We start from the raw sequence: 18,007 nt of genomic DNA on the forward strand, positions 1-18,007 counted from the left end.
GATTATGCCGAAACTTGCTTGTTCTGAACAGTACGCTCAGAGCCTGCATTGACAAGGTAAATAAAATTGAACATACAAAAGGCGGCAATTGCTCCAAATGTATGCCATAGAAAGTGCGTGCCCACGCTAAGCAGGGCCCAGCGGTCGGCGATGCGGAAAGTGAGCGCAAAGACAAAGGCCAGCAGCGCGAAACCCACCCATTTTCCAAACTTCCAGTTGGTCTTGGCCAGGTAGATCAATACCGGGAACAGGACCAGCGCAGCCAGCATGGCGTAGTTCAGGTTTACGAAAAACTGAGGATCATTGCCCATGGAATTCCGCGCACAAACCTGGAAGCCTATGTACGCAACCACGATCAGCACAGCATAATACCACCGTATCACTTTAGCGAGAAAGTATACTCCCGCCGATACGCAAAGCAGCATAATCGGCATCCAGTCCATCATAATAAAAACAGACCATTGCCGCAGGCCATGGTAAACCGTGCCGCCTATACCGCCTATGTAGAGCAGGACAAGTGCAATGCTCAGGTACGTATGTGTCTGGAATTTCCCCCAGAGTTTAAAGGTCCAGTAAATGGCGATGCCCAGGAAAAAGCAACTGGTAATGGTGTTGAATGGCTCTGGAAATACATGCAGCATGTTCGTCTCGGTGTAGAGCGTGCCGCCGTCTGGAGGAGTTTGCGTCATATGGAAGTGCCGGTTTTCCCAGAAAACAGCCGCCTGCAATTAAATGTTTGGCGGTTTTAGTAATTTGAGGCGCTCAATGACAATGGAAAACAAACTTTTTATGGTGTTGCTTGGCTGCAAGCCGGCCGGACGGCATACCGAACAGCACGACATCTTTTTCGGCGCAGCCCCTGCGCTCGCTGCACTGATCCCTGCTATCAAGCGGTTTTGGCCCGGTGCAGGCAGTATCCACCTTGACGGCTGGCGTTTCGTTACGCAGGTAGATGGATACTGCATAGCGGTAAAGCCCGGCCGTCATAAAGCTGCGGGCGGCCCTGCTCTTTATTTCCTGAACCTGGGTGGGTATAAACCCGGCGAGCTGGAAGAATTTCACTATAAATTTCTGACGGTAGCAGCCAGCAAAGCGGAGGCAACGGCCCGCGCCAAACAAACCTTGTTTTACAAACATACGGGATTCGGTACCGAGGCAGTATCGCACATCGACGACAAGTACGGACTGGATGTAGACGATATCTATGATATCGAAGAGTTGCTGCCGGCAGACCGGGATTTTCACTTGGAAATTACCAAACAGCCGGGTGCCGAAGACGAATTGCACCTGGGGTATTTTCCCCTTAAATCAATTCAGTAACAGTCTGTGCGTTTACTGCGCCAGTTGATCGTAGCTAAGCGATGGTGCACCGGTCAGGCCAAGCCCCGGGCTGTTTTCGAGCACCCATTTGCCATCTACAAGGGCAGGAGACTGAAAGGGGTTGTTGCGGGTTAGCAGGGGGCCGTCCAGGTCGGCCCAGTTACAAAGCGGTGCCAGTGCCGCCGCTGCAAGGGTAGCGCATGAGGTTTCACTCATGCAGCCGATCAGTACCTTCATGCCATAACTTTTCGCCTGGATAATCATTTGGTGTGCTTCGAACATTCCGCCGGTTTTCATCAGTTTAACGTTGATGCCGTGGTAGGCGCCTTTGAGGTGTTCCAGGTCGCTGAGCCGCTGCACGGCCTCATCGGCCAGGATCGGGATGGGGCTCCGTTCTGTAAGCCAGGCGTTGCCGTCCAGGTTTTGTTTGTCCATTGGCTGTTCGATCAGCAGTACACCCTGATCATGCAGCCAGTAAATCATATCAATTGCCTGCTTGCGGTCTGCCCAGCCCTGGTTGGCGTCGACATACAGCGGCAAGTCGCTGACAGAGCGGATGGTTCGGATCAGTTCCTGGTCGTTGTCGCGGCCGAGCTTTATTTTCAAAACGCGGCAGGCCCGGGCATCGGCCACCTTTTCTTTCAGTACCTCGGGCGTATCTATGCCCAGGGTATAAGACGTTACGGGCATGCGGGCGGGGTCAGCGCCATACATTTCATAACAGGGCTTGCCAAGCAGTTTCCCCTGAATATCGTTCAGTGCAATATCAACCGCGGCTTTGATGGCAGGCTGGCCGGGAGCAATGCTGTCCAGGTGTGCAATGATTGCCGGGAAGTCGAAGGGCGCACGGAAGGGCTGCAAATCTACCTTCGCCAGAAACTGGCTTGCCGTTTCGAAGCTTTCGCCCATATAAGGTACCATCGAGGCTTCGCCGTAACCATCAACCCCTTCATAAGTTATTCTTAATAGGAGAACAGGAGTACTGTTCCGCGAAAATTTGGCGATTGAAAAAGTGTGTTTCAATTCAAGCTGGTAAGCGTGATAGGCGAGTTGCATGGCAGGTTGTTAATCGGTAATGCCAAAGTTAAAAAAACTAATATACGGGGCACAGGAATTTATATTCCCTAATTTTGAACCATGCAGCTGACATACCAACCCTTCAGAAATTTCGATTTTCACTACAGGAACTGCTTTTTAAGCGGCAATACCTTTCGCACGCCGGTGGTGCAGATTCCTGTTATTCCTGAATGGCTGATGGGACAGGCCGGTCTGACCGGAGAAGAGCCCATCAAACTGCTGGATGAAAGCATTCGCAGTTACCGCTCGCTTCAGTTGCCTGTAAATGCAGAAGTGAACACCAACTTCCTGGAACCGCTCGAGGCAGAAATAGCCGCCGCCTTTGCAGGAGGTTACGATGCGCTGAGCCGGCTCGATGAGCGCAAGCTCTTTCACTGGCTGGGTAAGTTTATTTACGGATTTGTGTATGTGGAAATGAACGCCGCCCTGCGGCAGAATGGCCGGGAACTGAATATGTCGCAATCACTCATGATGAAGTTCGGCAACCTGCACATGCACCTGCAAGGAATCTATAGCGATGTTGTTTTTGAAAATGTTAATCCCTGGAGCATTGTCTTGACCCGCTTGTCTGAAACGGATGTGCCTTTCAGTTTTCGCGATGAGATCAATACATTGACGTTTTCGCTGCGGTTCAAAGATTTTGGAATCGTGGCCTGCCTGCAGGATAACGGTGCGAACAAAAAATACCACGATACGCTCCTTGACAACATTGCGGGTGAGACCCTTACCCTGCAGCAGTTCGAGGAACTTAGCGCCCGGTTTTATTATTCCGCTTACCTCTTTAACCGGCTGCCCGACTATACCACCGTTCCGCTCAACGGAACGACTTATATTGAAGCCATGCCCCTACGTGGCGCTTCTGCAAAGCCGCTCTTTGACCACTGGCAACACAAAACGTATGGGCAGGTGCTCGAAAATTTCTGGAAACCCTGGGGGCTTACCTTGTTCGAGATCATCAAAAATCCCGAGCAGCCCCTGAGTTTTTTTGAAGACCCGGCTCTACCCGCGACCTAACAATGCATTTAAAAAGTGCGCGATAATTCCTGGTACGAACAACACCGTAAGCGCCAGACCGGCCAGGGCACCGAAGAAGTGCGCATCGTGGTTGATGTTGTCCCGGGAATTTTTCGACATGTACACACAATAAATGAGGTATAACCCGCCGAACAAAACCGCAGGGATTCCGATAGGAATAAACATGATGTACAGTTTCATCAGCGGGTCAAAAAGAATGTAACTGAATAAAATCGCACTGATGGCACCTGAAGCGCCCAGGCTATTGTACCAGAAATGGTCTTTGTGTTTCAGGATGGAAGGAATATCGGCCAGGATCATGCCTGCAAAGTAGATGATGCCAAATCTCAGGCTTCCGATCTGAGCTTCCAGGGAGAAAGCAAAAAAGAAAAAGGTCATCATATTAAAAAACAAGTGAGCCCAGTCAGCGTGGATCAGGCCACTGGTAACCACGGTCCAGGGTTTAGCTCCCCTGGATACTGAGTAGGGGTGGAGCATCAATTTGCCGTAAACATTCGTGTTGTAAAAAGCAAAAAGGCTTGTTATCAGCGTTAATACAAATACAAAAGAGGCAACCGGGGCTGCTTGTAAATATATATTCATGTTAATGAAGGCTTAATGATGCGGTGCTTGCCAGGCGGCCGATCGGGTAGCGAAGGTGTGTTTTTTCGTAATAATCAGAATTTTTATAGACAAAGTCAAGCTGCGCCGCAGCGTTTTGTGCAAATGCAGGGTCGGCTGCCTTGCGCGTGTCCAGCTTTTTTCTGAGCTCGGGGTTATCTTGCAGCAGGCGGGCGGCCGTGTCTTCAAACACATAGGCAGAGTAGTGTTCTTTCTGGCCAAGCACCGCGTCGAAGAAGTTCCAGTTAAAAAAAGAGTCTGTCGCCTGGGGCTCCAGGGTTTCAATGAGGTACCGGTTGCCTGGCTGGTTCATTTCAACGACATAGTCGCCCGCGTAATACTGCACTGGCCCTGATGAAGGTTGCAGTTGTACCGAAGAGTGGATGTAATGGCCTTCGTAGGGACGTGCGGCGGTTTTATAATCGCCAATGTAATAATGTCCGGTTTCCAGAACCTGGTCGCGCGTCAGCCGTTTCATCGCAATGCCGTTTAGCTTTAACAAGGCAATGATGCGTGCATAGGCTTGTGGTATGACATACGCCGCCGGTTTGCGAACCGAAGCTGCAGGAACAAAATGGTTCCATTCTTTTATATTGCGGGTGTAAGGCGAGCTACGGTCATAATACAGCCGCGCTTTACCGCTTACGGCGCTTGGTTTTTGCCTGGCCTCATAACCTTTGAAGGAAATCTCTGTGTTACGGCTTTGATCGAGTTTCCATTCCAGCGTAAAATCCTCCTGCATTTTTACGGCAGCATCTGCTGCTTTTTTGTTGGCAACAATATCCAGCGCATCGCGGCTGCTGAGCGCGACATAGGTCTCGAGCAGTTTGTAAGTTGCGTCTACCCGTTTGCTGAATGACTTGAGCATGTGTGTTTCCGGCATGAAGCCGATGCAGTTGTGCAGCGCGGCATACCCGGTCGAATACCGTGGCGTTTCCATGAAACCGGTAACGCCTTCATCGGGAGATTCAGCGACCGAATTAACGTAGGGCACAAGCGGGTAACCCTTCCGGTTCATCTGCTCGTACAGGCCCGGTAACAACGTGTTCTGGAGGTAATCCGCCAGAATGGGCTGTAGTTTGTCTTTCTGGGTAGGGATAAGCGTCATGGTGTATTGGTAATCTGCACCGTTGCTTGTGTGGGTATCTACAAAAATGTGTGGGGTCCAGGTGTTGAAAATCTGCTGGAAACTCTCGGAGTTTTTCGAATCGGTTTTGATGAAATCTCTGTTCAGGTCGTAATTCCGGGCGTTTCCGCGAAAGCCGTATGTTTCGGGTCCGTTCTGGTTGGCCCGCGAAGTGGCGCTGCGGTTCAGCATGCCGTCAATGTTGTAGGCGGGAATGATGCAGATGACCACATTTTTCGGAAGCCTGTTTTCACGGAGCAGGTTGCGCGCCAGCATCATGGAGGCGTCTATGCCTTCAGGTTCGCCGGGATGTATGCCGTTATTAATGAGCAAAATGCATTTGCCGGCTGCCCGCGCTTTGCCGGGGTCAAAACTGCCGTCTGCAGACAGGACGAGCAGGTGCAGGGGCTTACCGATGTCGGTTGGTCCTGCCTGGATCAGCTGCGCCTGCTTGGGGTATGCAGCGGCCAGCCTTTTATAGAATGGAATGAGTTCGGCATAGGTGGTGGTGGTATTACCGGTACCTTTTTCAAACGGAGTCTGCTGAGCCTGAACAGCAGCAAAAAACAGGACGAACAGGCAGCTGAATGTTATTTTCATGACGCTGATGGGAAACCCGGGCAAGTTACGCAACGGCCGGGGTATCCAGATTGTATTTAAATGCCACCCCTGCTTTTGTCGCTATTATTTTACCTTTGTTTATGCAAACAGATCAGCAAGCCCGCAACCCGCTCGAAGCCCGTTTTATGCGTTACGTGCAGGTAGACACGCAATCAGACCCCACCTCACCAAGCTGCCCATCTACTGAAAAACAGAAAGACCTGGGCGCCATGCTGGCCACCGAGCTTAGGGATATGGGCCTGAGCGATGCCCACCTGGATGACTTTGGGTATGTATACGCCACTCTGCCCGGTAATTCGGGCAAAAAGGTTCCGGTCATTTGTTTTTGTTCACACATGGATACCTCGCCCGATAGCCCCGGCGCGGGCGTTAAGCCGCTTATTCACCGCAATTACGACGGGCGCGACCTGATGCTTCCTGACGACCCGGCCGTAGTGATCCGCGAATCGGCGCATCCCGATCTCCGGGCGCAGCATGGCAACGACATCATTACTGCTTCGGGCCTGACGTTGTTAGGAGCCGACAACAAGGCCGGCATCGCCGCCATCATGGAAGCATTATCGTTCCTCGTGGAACATTCCGAGTTAAAACATGGTACGATCCGCGTTCTTTTTACACCGGATGAGGAGATTGGACGCGGCGTAGATCAGGTAGATATGCAGAAACTGGCCGCCGATTTCGGTTATACAATCGACGGAGAGACGCTCGGCTCAATCGAAGATGAAACCTTCTCGGCCGATGGGGCCGTACTGAAAATTGCAGGGGTAAGTTCTCATCCCGGCTTTGCGAAAGGAAAAATGGAAAATGCCATGCAGATCCTTGCCGAGGTGCTCACCACGTTGCCCAAAGACCGGCTTCGGCCCGAGGTAACCGAAAGCAAGGAAGGGTTTATACATCCGGTTTCCATAAAGGGCGAAGTTGAGCAGGCGGAAGCGCACTTTATCCTGCGCGATTTTGACGACACCCTGCTGGAAGCGCACGGCAAGCTGCTGCGCGAAACGGTTGAGTCGGTAATGCGCAATTACCCGGCCTCGACCCATACCCTCGAGATCAGGCCTCAATACCGCAACATGAAAAACGTCCTGGACCGTTTTCCGCATGTTGTGGCCTACGGGGAAGAAGCCATCAGCCGCTCGGGGATCGAGGTGAAAAAACGAAGCATTCGGGGTGGGACCGACGGGTCAAGGCTTTCTTTTATGGGACTGCCCTGCCCGAACATTTTTGCCGGCGAGCATGCTTTTCACAGCCGTCAGGAGTGGGTAAGCGTACAGGACATGCAAAAGGCCGCTGAAGTGATCGTTAACCTGGCGCAGATCTGGGAAGAACGCAGTTAAAGCGTTTTTTCCATGATGTAGTCGTTCATGAAATAACCCGACCCGATATCGAGGTCGACCTCTTCCCGTACCTGGAAACCATTGTGTACGTAAAAATCGTATGCCTTGTTCTGGCGGTTAACATTTAGCTGGAGCCGCAGCGCGCCCGCTGCTGTTACCCGTTTGACCACTTCATTCATGAGCAGCCGGCCAATACCTAGTCCGTGTGCCTCAGGCAGTACATAAAGTTTGTGCAGCTTGAACAGCCGGGCATCGGCCGCAGTACCTGAAAATCCGGCGAAGCCGCAAATCTTATCCGGCGTTTCGGCCAGGATAAAGGTATGCCCTTCACGGAGTTGGCGCAGCAGTTCGTCGGGGTGGTACAGGGTTTCGAGCATATAATTGACCTGCGCCTGGCCAATGATCGGGACATAGGTGGGCTGCCAGGTTATTTCGGCGATTTTGCGGATTGCCGCCAGGTCGCCTTCTTGCGCTTCCCGTAGTGTGATCATAACTTTTCGCTGATAAAGATGGGCTCACCAGCAAACTCGAAAACGACAAAACCGTCTTCAATAACCCGGAATTCCGGCGCGGGTGTATGTGCATGTTCTTTGTGGTAATCCTGTTCTTCTTCCTCTTCTGCCGGCTCGCCGTCCATTTTAAGGTTGGTGACCTCGATGTACGAATTGCCCAGTATTTTAAAAATGCTGTCTTTGGGTTTCCAGACCGAAAAACCGCTTTGAATGGCATAGGTTTTTTCTGTTTCGCTGAACACCACGATCGTGATCAGGGAAGAATAAGCGGTCAGAAACTTCAGATCGTGCTGGGGGGTAATGATGTTCACAGCAGGATAACCCCCTTTAATAAGGTGATCGAGCACCAGCGAAGTTGCTTCGGCGGTCCCGCCTATGACTTGGGTGTTTTCCTGGAGCAGGGCCTCGGCAGGATGCACCACGGCATCGATCTTGATGCCCAACGAGTCGATTTTTTCGTAAGCCGCCCCATGAACGATCACGGTTGGGCTCCATTCCAGCAACTGGCCCAGCAATTCCTCACTGAAGTTTCCGAGGTCATGAATGTATAGCGCAGGTTCCTGTTTTTCCCTGATGATATGGTGTGATGACATGCAGCGAAGATAAGGAATGGTCTGAACGGAAGCAATATTGTTTAGCGGTCTGCGTGGCGGCGTTCCAGGGTTAGCAATTGTTGTTTGCGCCACACGCCACCGCCATAACCGGTCAGCAGGCCGTTTTCGCCGATGACCCGGTGACAGGGGACCAGGATCGAAATGCGGTTCATGCCGTTTGCCCTGCCTACGGCGCGAACGGCATGGGCCTGCCCGAGGTGTACAGCCTGTGTTTTGTAGGTGCGCGTCTGACCATAGGGAATGGTTAGCAATTCCTGCCAGACACGGCGCTGGAAGTCTGTTCCGGGCATAACAAGCGGGACGCTGAATTGCTGAAGTGCACCATTAAAATAGTCGGTCAGTTGTGCTTCCAGCAGGTCGAAATGGGCATGCGGCGCCTGGATAATCGTTGCCTGGAGCAGAACCCTGATCTGCTGCAATTCTGTTTCGAGCATTTTCCGGTCGCTGAATTCAAGGAGGCAAATGCCCTCTGGTGCGGCGCAGGCGATCATCGTTCCGAGGGGTGTTGAAAGACGTTTAAGAAAGATGACCGTTTTGGTCCGGCTCCTGACTGGCGAGTCGCCAAACAGGGTTTTAAACGTATCGCCAAAGCCGCTCAGGGAATCGTATCCAGACTCAAAAGCGGCCTGGGTAACCGGCAAACCTTCCTTCAGGAGATTAAAGGCATTGTTGATGCGGTTCATGCGCTGATAAGCATGAAACGTAAGTCCGTGGTGTTTCAGAAACCAACGCCTGATCCATACAGGGTCCAGGCCGCGGCGCTGCAGGTCTGCATTGGTTATTTTTATGGCTGGAGTTGCCGCAATTTCCCCGATAATCTGGCCAATTTGCGGTGGCGTCAGGTCGAGCGGCTCCAGTGGCCGGCAGACCTTGCAGGGGCGGTACCCCTGCATCATGGCCGCTGCGGCATTCGGAAAGAAAGTCACATTCTCGGGTCTTGGCTTGCGGGCGCGGCACGAAGGCCTGCAGAATACGCCGGTCGTTTTCACAGCAGCAATAAAAGTTCCTTCAAAACTGGTGTCCTTTTCGAGCAGGGCCTGGTAGTAGCGTACCTCAGTTGGTGTATTCATGGGATGTGAAAGTTTATACAACAAAGGTACGGGAGCCCAGCTACAGGATGCAACCGGAAAACAGACAAGTATTTTATGGAGACGGGGCCAGCGCCCTGGGCTTTTTGAAAACGACATGCGGTGCCTATGGCGCTTGGGCAGTCCCGCTTTCTGCTGCAAGTCCTCGCCCGTTCCTCCCTGCGAACTTTACGCGCCCATCGGGTTTAAACGGGAGCAGAACCCCTCAGAAACGCGCTTTTCCTTGCTGCCGGATCAGGCGCCTTTAACCAGGTTGTACAGCTGCAGATAAGCCACTTCGAAGTCTGGTGCATCATAAACGGCGGCTGAGACTGCAATGCCATAAATGCCGGTTTCCATCAGTGCCGGCACATCTGCTGCGGCAATGCCGCCGACTGCGACGACAGGAAAATCCGGTTGCTGCTCCCGCAACAGCTGTATGGCTTGCCGGTAACCGTTGGTGCCCAGCTGGGGATAATTATTGGGCTTGGTGCGGGTCGCTGCGAAGGGTCCAAGACCCGCATAATCAGCCCCTTCTGCCGCCAGCCGCAATAGGCCTTCGGTGGTGTTGGCAGAACCACCCAGCGTAACGTCGGGACCGAGGGCCGCCCTAAGCTGCAGAAAGTCAGCATTCATGTCTTCGATGTGAAAGCCCTGAATGTCTGCGCGGCCGTTCAGGTGCACATGGTCGGTTACGATCAGGGTGGTTCCCCAGTCATCACAGATGCCGGCAATCTTGGCGATGTCTTCCAGAAGCACTTCGTCGGGCTGGTTCAGGCGCCTGTACTGGATCCATTTTGCACCTGCCTGGCAGGCAAGCTCAGCCTGGCGCACATGGCTCAGGTTACCAAGCTCATGCGTAATGTACTGAAAGGGTTCTATGAATTTTTTCATGGCAGGGTCTAAAATCTGACGTTCAAACTTAATAAAAAGTTGGTGCCCGCCTGCGGAAAGTAAAAGTTTTCCCGAACCACAGTGCCAGACTTGTAACCGTAGGTATAGCCATTACTGGCGTACATCTTGTTGAAAATGTTGCTGACAAGCAGTCCCAGGTTAACGTTGCGCACACTGCTGAACGAAAAGTCGTAACCGAGCCGGATGTTGCCCACATGGTAAGCATCCAGTTTCCGGCTTTCGGTCTGGGTATTGTCGAGATATTGTTTGCCTACATACTTGCTTTGGTAGGCAGCCGCAAACCCGCTGAACGGCTTATATACCAGCTCAGCGAATAAGACCTGGCGTGGAGAAAATGAAATATCGGTATTGGTGAATGAATAGGCTTGTTGCCCGCCGTTGTCATAGTCATCAATGAACTCGGTAAAGTTCCTGATCTTGTTGCGACTGAAAGCGGCGTTGGCATTTAAGGCAAATTTTGGCGAGATCACATAAGAAGCATCGGCTTCAATACCCATGCGGTAGCTGCGGTCAACATTTTGCCTGAAATATTCGCCCACATCGTTGATCTTGCCAGTCGTTACGAGCTGATCTTTGTAGAACATGCCATATACGTTTAAGCCGGCATGCAGCGCGCCGGTATTGAGGCGGTAACCCACTTCCACATTCTGCAGGTTTTCGGGCACAGGCAGCACGTTTTCAGGCAGGTTAATGTAATCATCGCGGTTTGGTTCCTTGTTAGCGATGCTGTAAGAGGCATAAAGGTTCTGTGCAGGGGAAATGGTGTAACTGGCGCCGAGTTTGGGGTTAAAAAAGTTTGGAACATCCCTGACATTAAGCACATTCAGATTTTTCTCAGTGCCGGTTACCTGGTAGAAAATGCGGCGGTATTGCAGATCTGCAAAAAAACTGAGGCTTTTAGTTGCCTGGAGGCCAATTTTAAGATAGGTGTTAAAATCAGTTTTGAACGCGTCGTTCTGGTAATACCGGCGGTCGTTGCTGCCGTTCGATGCGTATTGTGCCCAGATGACCTGACCGAAGTGATCGCCGCGGTACTCGTTGTAGGCCCCTCCCAGCGTGAACGAGAGCACAGCCGATGGCCGGTAATCGAAAGCATAGGTTAGCCCGTAAAAGTGGTTGTCCAGCCAGCGGCGGCGCACCAGGTCGGTCGAGCCGATGGTATCGGTGCCAATGATCACGGGCTCGAGCCCGTAGTCTTCCAGATCTTCTCCGGGTTTCAGTTCCTCGAAATAACCCTTGCCGCGCGTGTAATGCAGGGCGCCGTTAAAAGACAGTTTGTCGCTGAACTGCCGGGCATACAGGAGCTGGTAGTGGTCCTGCCAATAATTGTCGGTCTGATCCCGGTAGGTAAAACTGTTGTAGCTGCGGCCAGACTGAAGCAGGTTCTGGGCATCGGTCTCGTTCAGTCCATTGCGGTCAATATAAGCCTGCATGCCGGGTAAGTCGTCCAGGTAGCGCGATTCAGGCACGCCGTTCCAGGCCTGGTAAGTGCGTTCGGTACCCGAAAAGACGTTCAGTCGCAGCAGGTCTTTTTTCCCGCGGTAAGCGCCTGAAAGGAAGTATGATTTCAGGTTGGAACTGCCCCGGTCTATATAACCGTCAGATTTGATGCGGGAAAGGCGGCCGTCAAAGCTGTATTTGCCATCGATCCATCCGGTACCAAGTTTGAGTGTGTTTTTCCAGGTGTTGAAAGAGCCAAAAGTGTTGTTAACTTCCGCGTATGGCCTGTCCTGTGAGCCGCTGGTCTGGATATTGAGGCTTCCGCCGAAGGCGCCGGCACCGTTGGTCGAAGTGCCTACGCCGCGCTGAATCTGGATGTTTTCGACCGAGGAAGCAAAGTCGGGCATGTTGACCCAAAAGGTTCCCTGGCTTTCGCTGTCATTATAGGGAATGCCGTTCACGGTGATGTTAATCCGCGTGGCATCGCTGCCGCGGATGCGGATTCCCGTGTAACCGATCCCTGCGCCTGCATCTGACGTGGTCACCACGCCAGGTGTATTGTTGAGTATGAAGGGCAGGTCCTGGCCAAAATTATTCTGTTCAATTTCCTGCCGGTCTATGTTTTTATAGGTGGCGGCAGATTTATCGCCGGCGCGAGTAGCCCGGACCACGACATCTTCGGCGATGAAGGAAGCGGGGTCCAGCCTGAAGATAAGTCCGGTGGCTTCACCCGTAGTTATTTGCCGGCGCTGGGCGGTATAACCGATGAAGGAGACGATGAGGGTGTGCCGACCGGTTTTCAGTCCCGTGAGACTGAATCGCCCTTGTTCGTTTGTCTGAGTAACCTGCCGGCCATCGGCGGTTCGTACGGTTGCTCCGGCAAGTGGCCGGTTCAGGTTGTCTGTTACCAGGCCGTTCAGTGTGTCCTGTGCAATGGCCATACAAGGCGCCAGCAGGGCCAGGATTGCTGCAAATAGAAATCTTTTCAATTTTCCTCCGTTAAATTAGCCGGAAGCAGGGGTTGGTCCCCCGGCAATAATACTGTTTAAACTTGCATATCCGCTCCCTACGCCGGCATTACCCGGATCAGGTGTATCCGATCAGCCTGCGTGGACAGTGCGGTCGGATTGGGTATGATCTCAGCCTGTGTTTGTGTTTAAAAAACAAGGCACCCCTTATGATTGCTGGCAAAGGTAAAAAAAATTGGGGAAATGCCGCCTGGCCGACGAACAGAATTTGAGTCCTGCAAAGTTGGTAACTTTCACAAAGTTACCAACTTTAAGTTAAAAAAGTCAATATTTTTTAATCAAAAAGATAATAGAAGAAGCTGATCGTGAGTGGCGTTTCACAAACACGCAAGGGCGCTGTGCCTGGTCCCTGCCGGGTCATATATGGTTTTTTTATTCGAAATGGCCGCTGTTTATCGGTGGATTGATAACTTTGCCCCCTCAAACGGATCAGCATATGCAAGACCACCAATCGCTCATCGCCCGCGAACTGCTCGTTGGCGAAAAGCAAGTACAGGCAACCATCGGACTGTTAGACGAGGGCGCAACTGTGCCATTCATTAGCCGCTACCGGAAAGAAATGACCGGCAGCCTGGACGAAGTACAGGTGGCAGCGATCCGCGACCGGATTCAGCAGCTGCGCGAGCTTGATAAACGGCGCGAGGCGATTCTCAGGTCATTGGCCGAAATGGGCAAATTAAACGCAGCGCTGGAAAAGGAAGTACGGGAGGCAGTTACCATGGCTGCCCTCGAAGATATTTACCTGCCATACAAACCCAAGCGCAAGACACGCGCCTCCATTGCCCGCGAAAAAGGGCTGGAGCCGCTCGCGTTTAAGTTGCTTGCCCAGGAGAATTTTGACCCTGAAGCTTTTGCCGCAACCTTTATCGATGCCGACAAAGGTGTGAACACCACACAGGAGGCTCTCGCCGGCGCACGCGATATCCTGGCCGAGCATATTTCTGAAAATGCCGAAGCCCGTACGCACATGCGATCCTATTTCCAGGAGAAAGCCACTTTCAAATCAGCCGTCATTAAGGGCAAAGAGGAAGAAGGCCAGAAGTACAAAGACTATTTTGAATGGGAAGAGCCGGTTAAGACAGCCGCTTCGCACCGGGTGCTTGCCATGCGCCGGGGAGAAAAGGAACTTATTCTTCGCCTCGATGTATTGCCGCCGCAGGAGGGGGCAATTGAACTGCTTCATCGTCAATTTGTTACAGCCGGTAACGCTGCAGCGGCGCAGGTTATGCTCGCTGTTGAAGACGGTTACAAGCGGCTGCTCGAACCGGCTATGGAAACCGAACTACGCGTGCAGAGCAAACAAAAGGCCGACGAAGAGGCCATACGTGTCTTTGCAGAAAATGCGCGTCAGCTGCTGCTTGCTGCACCTATGGGGCAAAAGAACACGCTGGCCATCGATCCCGGTTTCCGCACCGGGTGTAAGGTCGTTTGCCTGGACCGGCAGGGTAAGTTGCTTGAAAATAAAACCGTATATCCGCATACCGGGGCCGGGAACCAGAAAGAGGCGGCCCTGATCCTCGAGTCGCTTTGCAAAAAACACGAAATAGAAGCCATCGCCATCGGCAATGGCACGGCGGGCCGGGAAACGGAGGCTTTTGTACGATCGCTTAAAATCCAAAATGTCATGATTGTCATGGTAAATGAAAGCGGCGCGTCAATATATTCTGCCTCTGATGTAGCCCGCGAAGAATTTCCCGAGCATGACATTACTGTTCGCGGTGCCGTATCGATTGGGCGGCGCCTCATGGATCCGCTGGCAGAACTGGTTAAGATCGATCCCAAATCGATCGGCGTAGGACAATACCAGCATGACGTGGATCAGGTTAAACTGCAGCAGGGACTTGATGATACCGTGATCAGTGCTGTTAACGCTGTGGGCGTTGAGCTGAACACAGCCTCAAAACAAATTCTTGCCTATGTTTCCGGCCTCGGGCCGGCCCTGGCACAAAATATTGTAGAGTACCGGAATACCCATGGCGCTTTCAGGAATCGCGAAAGCCTGAAAAAAGTACCGCGCCTGGGTGAAAAAGCCTATGAACAGGCGGCAGGGTTTCTCCGCATCCGAAATGGGGAGAACGTACTCGATGGCAGCGGCGTTCACCCCGAACGGTATGGCCTGCTGAACCGCATGAGTAAAGATCTGGGTACCACGGTAGCCGGCCTGATGGCTGACCCGGCGCTGAGGAAACAGATCAAGCTGCAACAGTATGTCGATGCAGAAACCGGGCTCCCCACGCTTAATGATATCATGGCCGAACTGGCCAAACCCGGACGCGATCCGCGCGAGCAGTTCGAAGCATTCAGCTTTACAGATGGGGTAAACGATATTTCAGACCTGAAGCCAGGTATGAAATTGCCGGGCATCGTGACCAATATTACGAATTTCGGCGCGTTCGTCGATATTGGTGTGCACCAGGATGGGCTTGTCCACACCAGCCAGCTATCTAACCGCTATGTATCAAACCCGAACGACCTGGTCAAGGTAAACCAGCATGTGGAAGTGACGGTGATCGAAGTGGATGTTCAGCGCAGAAGAATATCGCTCTCTATGAAGAAAGAAGAGCAGTCCACGCCAAAAAAAGCACGCGATCATGGCCGGCGTAAACAGGACGAAAAAGGGAAAACAGGCGATCAGCGGCCCGGCGGGTTTCAGAAAAAACAAAAGGACGCTGATGGCGACCTGCAGGAAAAGCTGGCTAAACTGAAAGGGCTATTTAAATAGCTAGCCCAGCTCGATCTGTCTTCGGATGCTTTCTTCCAGTGAGATCAGGGTTTCAGTGCGCTGAATGCCCGGCACCGCCTGGATCTCCTCGTTCAAAACATGTCTGAGGTGCGCCGTGTCGCGACAAATGATCTTTGCAAACATGCTGTACGCGCCCGTGGTATAATGCAGTTCGACCACCTCTTTGATCTTGCTCAGCTGTGCAACCGCATCTTTATACTGGATGCCTTTTTCCAGGTAAATCCCGAGAAATGCACAGATATCGAAACCGGCCTTCTGCGGATCAATAATGAGGTGTGAACCCCTGATGATGCCCATTTCCTGCAGTTTTTTCATCCTGACGTGGATGGTCCCGCCCGATACGATGAGGTCTTTTGCGATTTCCGTATACGGCTTTGTAGCATCCTGCATCAGCTGTTTTAAGATATCGATGTCAAGGTTATCAATATCTAAATTTTGACTTTCCCTTTTGCTCATTGGTTTGGTATTTGATAATCAAATTCAAAAATGATTATTATTTTTGTAAAAATAAAATTAAATGTTTAAAATATTTGTAACGTATTAGAACATCCCTTACATTTGTATCAAGCAACAGTAAAAAGGTACGTTCTTTCAAAGCCGTTGCTTCAATGTAACATACTGTAGGGTGGTGAAACAGGCAGACACACCTCCTTGTCTCGGTGGCGGAGAAACTGGAAAAATCGGCAACGATCTAACCACTCCTTGAAGGTTCGATTCCTTCCCCTACAGCTTCAGCAACTTGCTGAACAATCATGTTGGGTGGTGAAATTGGCAGACACACCTCCTTGTCTCGGTGGTGGGGATTACGGGATAAACGCAGTTTATGGGTTGACCACAAATTAATTTTTGAACTGTAGCTAACTACCCCTTGAAGGTTCGACTCCTTCCCCAACAGCAGTTTTTTTATGAATAATAAGTTAGTTAAATTGAGCGAACTTGGATGAGTTCGCTCTTTTTATTTTCAGGCACTTGTTTTCAAAACAATTTCTCCCGCATTTATTCCCACCCGTATACCAGGCGCTCAACTTGTCGTAAAAAGGCTGACTCCCGTAGCGCCTTTGCGGCCCGCAACGTCATTCCGTAACACCTGTCCTTGCCGTCCATACATCTGGTCCGGCTGCAATTCGTTTCTGTGAAATTCAATTGTTTACATGTGGCAGTCATGGCTTCGGCTTTTTGCCGGCTGGCTGGCCATGCGGCCCGTTTTGAGGAGTGCCAGATGAAACAGGCTTCCGGATACTGATCCCGGAAGCCTGATGCGCTATTTGCCGCTGTACTTATCCGAGAACTTTTTATCGAGCTGTTTATGCAGGTTGTCGAGGTTTATGTCTCTTCCCTGTATAAAAGCCTTTTCTACCTGGTTGGTTTTCATGTCGAGCGCATCGCCCGCCGAAATGAATAGTGTAGCATCCTTGCCGGCTTCCAGGCTGCCGGTTGTCTGGTCAATGCCCAGTATCTTAGCTGTGTTCAGCGTTACGGCGCTAAGCGCTTTTTCGCGGTCCATTCCCCAGGCAGCGGCCGTACCGGCCATAAAAGGCAGGTTTCGCTGCTGCCAGTAGCCGTCAATGCTGAGTACAACGGTCAGGCCGGCATTGGCAAGCAGGGCTGCGTTTTTGTAGGGCATGTTTACGTCGTCGTCATTGTTGGCTGGCAGTGAGTGCGGCTGTTTTACCACAACGGGTACATTGTGTTCCTTCAGGAAGTCGGCTACCAAAAAAGCCTCGTCCCCGCCCACCAGAACCGGTGTAAGGTTCATCGATTTTGCGAAACGGACTGCCGCAACAATATCCTTTTGAGAGTCGGCTGTAACAAACAGCCTTGCTTTTCCGCTAAACAGCCGCTTCATGGCTTCGAACCTGGTGTTTGTTGCGTCGGGTTTGTCCAGCTCGGCATATGCTTTGGCTTCTGTAAAAAAGCCGCTCAGCTCGTCGATAGCCCGGTTGGTTGCTTCCTGCAAGGCCTCTGGCGATTGCTGCATCCTGCCAAAGCCGGCCCTGAACCTGGGGGTTTGCGGCCAGTTCAGGTGAATCGCATCATCCCTGCGGATGGCTGCATCTTCCCAATTCCAGGCGTCGAGCTGGACCACAGACGAACTGCCTGCAAGGACACCACCCTGAGGGGTAACCTGAGCCATGAGCACCCCGTTGCTGCGCAGCGTCGGCTGGACTTTCGAATCGGTATTGTAAGCAATGAGCGATCTGATATGCGGGTTGAAATTGCCGATCTCACGAAAATCGAGCGTTGCTTTTACAGCTTCAATTTCTGTAAGACCCAGGTTGGTTACCGGCGCAATGAAACCCGGATACAGGTGTTTCCCGCTTGCATTGATCACTGTGGCATCTGAAGGCGCCTGGCCGTTTGCGCTGACTGAGGTGATCTTGCCCTTGCTGAAAACAAGGGTGCCGTTCTGGATCACTGTGCCGTTGCCCACATGTACCGTGGCGCCAGTTATTGCGATCGTTTTTTCCTGCTTTTTTGCCGGCGATATGTTAGCCTGTGCAAAAGCCTGGAGGCCTGCCGCAGCCAGTGACAACGACAGCATGTATTTTGTAATATGTAACTTGTTCATAATTGC

The 18,007-nt window shown here is 51.9% G+C and carries 15 protein-coding genes and 1 tRNA gene; 5 read left to right on the forward strand and 11 right to left on the reverse strand.

Annotation, left to right across the window (positions count from 1 at the left end):
• Positions 1-2 precede the first annotated feature (2 nt).
• Positions 3-689, reverse strand: coding sequence for a hypothetical protein (locus tag C7T94_RS03505; RefSeq protein WP_107213680.1), 687 nt, complete (start codon positions 687-689; stop codon positions 3-5).
• An 82-nt stretch (positions 690-771) separates the two neighbouring features.
• On the opposite strand from C7T94_RS03505, the gene C7T94_RS03510 reads away from it, so the two are divergent.
• Positions 772-1,320, forward strand: coding sequence for a DUF1543 domain-containing protein (locus C7T94_RS03510; RefSeq protein ID WP_107213682.1), 549 nt, complete (start codon positions 772-774; stop codon positions 1,318-1,320).
• 12 nt (positions 1,321-1,332) lie between these two features.
• Here C7T94_RS03510 and C7T94_RS03515 read toward each other — a convergent pair whose 3' ends face one another.
• On the reverse strand, positions 1,333-2,376 hold the full coding sequence (locus tag C7T94_RS03515; protein ID WP_107213683.1) for a dipeptide epimerase: 1,044 nt from the start codon (positions 2,374-2,376) through the stop codon (positions 1,333-1,335).
• A gap of 81 nt (positions 2,377-2,457) precedes the next feature.
• On the opposite strand from C7T94_RS03515, the gene C7T94_RS03520 reads away from it, so the two are divergent.
• Positions 2,458-3,411, forward strand: a complete 954-nt coding sequence (locus tag C7T94_RS03520; protein ID WP_107213685.1) for a hypothetical protein — start codon at positions 2,458-2,460, stop codon at positions 3,409-3,411.
• Here the strand turns inward: C7T94_RS03520 and C7T94_RS03525 are convergent.
• Both C7T94_RS03525 and C7T94_RS03530 read right to left on the reverse strand, forming a co-directional pair.
• Positions 3,397-4,014, reverse strand: a complete 618-nt coding sequence (locus C7T94_RS03525) for a rhomboid family intramembrane serine protease (RefSeq protein ID WP_107213687.1) — start codon at positions 4,012-4,014, stop codon at positions 3,397-3,399. The two genes, C7T94_RS03520 and C7T94_RS03525, sit on opposite strands and share 15 nt — an antisense overlap.
• A gap of 1 nt (position 4,015) precedes the next feature.
• The gene (locus tag C7T94_RS03530; protein WP_107214654.1) at positions 4,016-5,758 is read right to left on the reverse strand and encodes a M14 family metallopeptidase; all 1,743 of its coding nucleotides are present in this window, start codon (positions 5,756-5,758) and stop codon (positions 4,016-4,018) included.
• A 101-nt stretch (positions 5,759-5,859) separates the two neighbouring features.
• Here C7T94_RS03530 and pepT point away from each other — a divergent pair, with 101 nt between their 5' ends.
• A complete protein-coding gene (gene pepT / locus C7T94_RS03535) occupies positions 5,860-7,113 on the forward strand; it encodes a peptidase T (RefSeq protein ID WP_107213689.1) in 1,254 nt (417 codons plus the stop codon).
• On the opposite strand, the gene C7T94_RS03540 is transcribed toward pepT, so the two are convergent.
• From C7T94_RS03540 to C7T94_RS03560, 5 genes are all read right to left on the reverse strand, one after another.
• Entirely contained in the window at positions 7,110-7,604 is a 495-nt protein-coding gene (locus C7T94_RS03540) for a GNAT family N-acetyltransferase (protein ID WP_107213691.1), read from the reverse strand. The genes pepT and C7T94_RS03540 overlap by 4 nt on opposite strands.
• The gene (locus tag C7T94_RS03545) at positions 7,601-8,218 is read right to left on the reverse strand and encodes a thiamine pyrophosphokinase (RefSeq protein WP_107213693.1); all 618 of its coding nucleotides are present in this window, start codon (positions 8,216-8,218) and stop codon (positions 7,601-7,603) included. The genes C7T94_RS03540 and C7T94_RS03545 overlap by 4 nt, the downstream gene beginning before the upstream one ends.
• Before the next feature lie 41 nt (positions 8,219-8,259).
• Positions 8,260-9,309, reverse strand: a complete 1,050-nt coding sequence (locus tag C7T94_RS19685) for a bifunctional transcriptional activator/DNA repair enzyme AdaA (protein ID WP_107213695.1) — start codon at positions 9,307-9,309, stop codon at positions 8,260-8,262.
• 252 nt (positions 9,310-9,561) lie between these two features.
• A complete protein-coding gene (locus C7T94_RS03555; protein WP_107213697.1) occupies positions 9,562-10,200 on the reverse strand; it encodes a thiamine phosphate synthase in 639 nt (212 codons plus the stop codon).
• 8 nt (positions 10,201-10,208) lie between these two features.
• On the reverse strand, positions 10,209-12,650 hold the full coding sequence (locus C7T94_RS03560) for a TonB-dependent receptor (protein WP_317046902.1): 2,442 nt from the start codon (positions 12,648-12,650) through the stop codon (positions 10,209-10,211).
• 475 nt (positions 12,651-13,125) lie between these two features.
• Here C7T94_RS03560 and C7T94_RS03565 point away from each other — a divergent pair, with 475 nt between their 5' ends.
• Positions 13,126-15,411, forward strand: a complete 2,286-nt coding sequence (locus tag C7T94_RS03565) for a Tex family protein (protein ID WP_107213701.1) — start codon at positions 13,126-13,128, stop codon at positions 15,409-15,411.
• Here C7T94_RS03565 and C7T94_RS03570 read toward each other — a convergent pair whose 3' ends face one another.
• The gene (locus C7T94_RS03570) at positions 15,412-15,888 is read right to left on the reverse strand and encodes an Lrp/AsnC ligand binding domain-containing protein (protein WP_107213703.1); all 477 of its coding nucleotides are present in this window, start codon (positions 15,886-15,888) and stop codon (positions 15,412-15,414) included.
• Between the two features lie 297 nt (positions 15,889-16,185).
• On the opposite strand from C7T94_RS03570, the gene C7T94_RS19270 reads away from it, so the two are divergent.
• Positions 16,186-16,327: transfer RNA gene (locus C7T94_RS19270), tRNA-Asp, on the forward strand.
• 366 nt (positions 16,328-16,693) lie between these two features.
• Here the strand turns inward: C7T94_RS19270 and C7T94_RS03575 are convergent.
• Complete coding sequence (locus tag C7T94_RS03575) at positions 16,694-18,001, reverse strand: amidohydrolase family protein (protein WP_107213705.1); 1,308 nt, start codon at positions 17,999-18,001, stop codon at positions 16,694-16,696.
• Between the last annotated feature and the right edge of the window lie 6 nt (positions 18,002-18,007).

Origin of the sequence: Pedobacter yulinensis, from assembly GCF_003029735.1 — a bacterium.
GTDB classification, from domain to species: Bacteria; Bacteroidota; Bacteroidia; order Sphingobacteriales; family Sphingobacteriaceae; genus Pedobacter; species Pedobacter yulinensis.

Coding starts and splice junctions, on each gene's coding strand:
- C7T94_RS03540 (WP_107213691.1), bottom strand. CDS start 7,604: ATGATCACACTACGGGAAGCGCAAGAAGGCGACCTGGCGGCAATCCGC.
- C7T94_RS03525 (WP_107213687.1), bottom strand. CDS start 4,014: ATGAATATATATTTACAAGCAGCCCCGGTTGCCTCTTTTGTATTTGTA.
- C7T94_RS03545 (WP_107213693.1), bottom strand. CDS start 8,218: ATGTCATCACACCATATCATCAGGGAAAAACAGGAACCTGCGCTATAC.
- C7T94_RS19685 (WP_107213695.1), bottom strand. CDS start 9,309: ATGAATACACCAACTGAGGTACGCTACTACCAGGCCCTGCTCGAAAAG.
- C7T94_RS03510 (WP_107213682.1), top strand. CDS start 772: ATGGAAAACAAACTTTTTATGGTGTTGCTTGGCTGCAAGCCGGCCGGA.
- C7T94_RS03555 (WP_107213697.1), bottom strand. CDS start 10,200: ATGAAAAAATTCATAGAACCCTTTCAGTACATTACGCATGAGCTTGGT.
- C7T94_RS03530 (WP_107214654.1), bottom strand. CDS start 5,758: ATGAAAATAACATTCAGCTGCCTGTTCGTCCTGTTTTTTGCTGCTGTT.
- C7T94_RS03575 (WP_107213705.1), bottom strand. CDS start 18,001: ATGAACAAGTTACATATTACAAAATACATGCTGTCGTTGTCACTGGCT.
- pepT (WP_107213689.1), top strand. CDS start 5,860: ATGCAAACAGATCAGCAAGCCCGCAACCCGCTCGAAGCCCGTTTTATG.
- C7T94_RS03505 (WP_107213680.1), bottom strand. CDS start 689: ATGACGCAAACTCCTCCAGACGGCGGCACGCTCTACACCGAGACGAAC.
- C7T94_RS03520 (WP_107213685.1), top strand. CDS start 2,458: ATGCAGCTGACATACCAACCCTTCAGAAATTTCGATTTTCACTACAGG.
- C7T94_RS03570 (WP_107213703.1), bottom strand. CDS start 15,888: ATGAGCAAAAGGGAAAGTCAAAATTTAGATATTGATAACCTTGACATC.
- C7T94_RS03565 (WP_107213701.1), top strand. CDS start 13,126: ATGCAAGACCACCAATCGCTCATCGCCCGCGAACTGCTCGTTGGCGAA.
- C7T94_RS03515 (WP_107213683.1), bottom strand. CDS start 2,376: ATGCAACTCGCCTATCACGCTTACCAGCTTGAATTGAAACACACTTTT.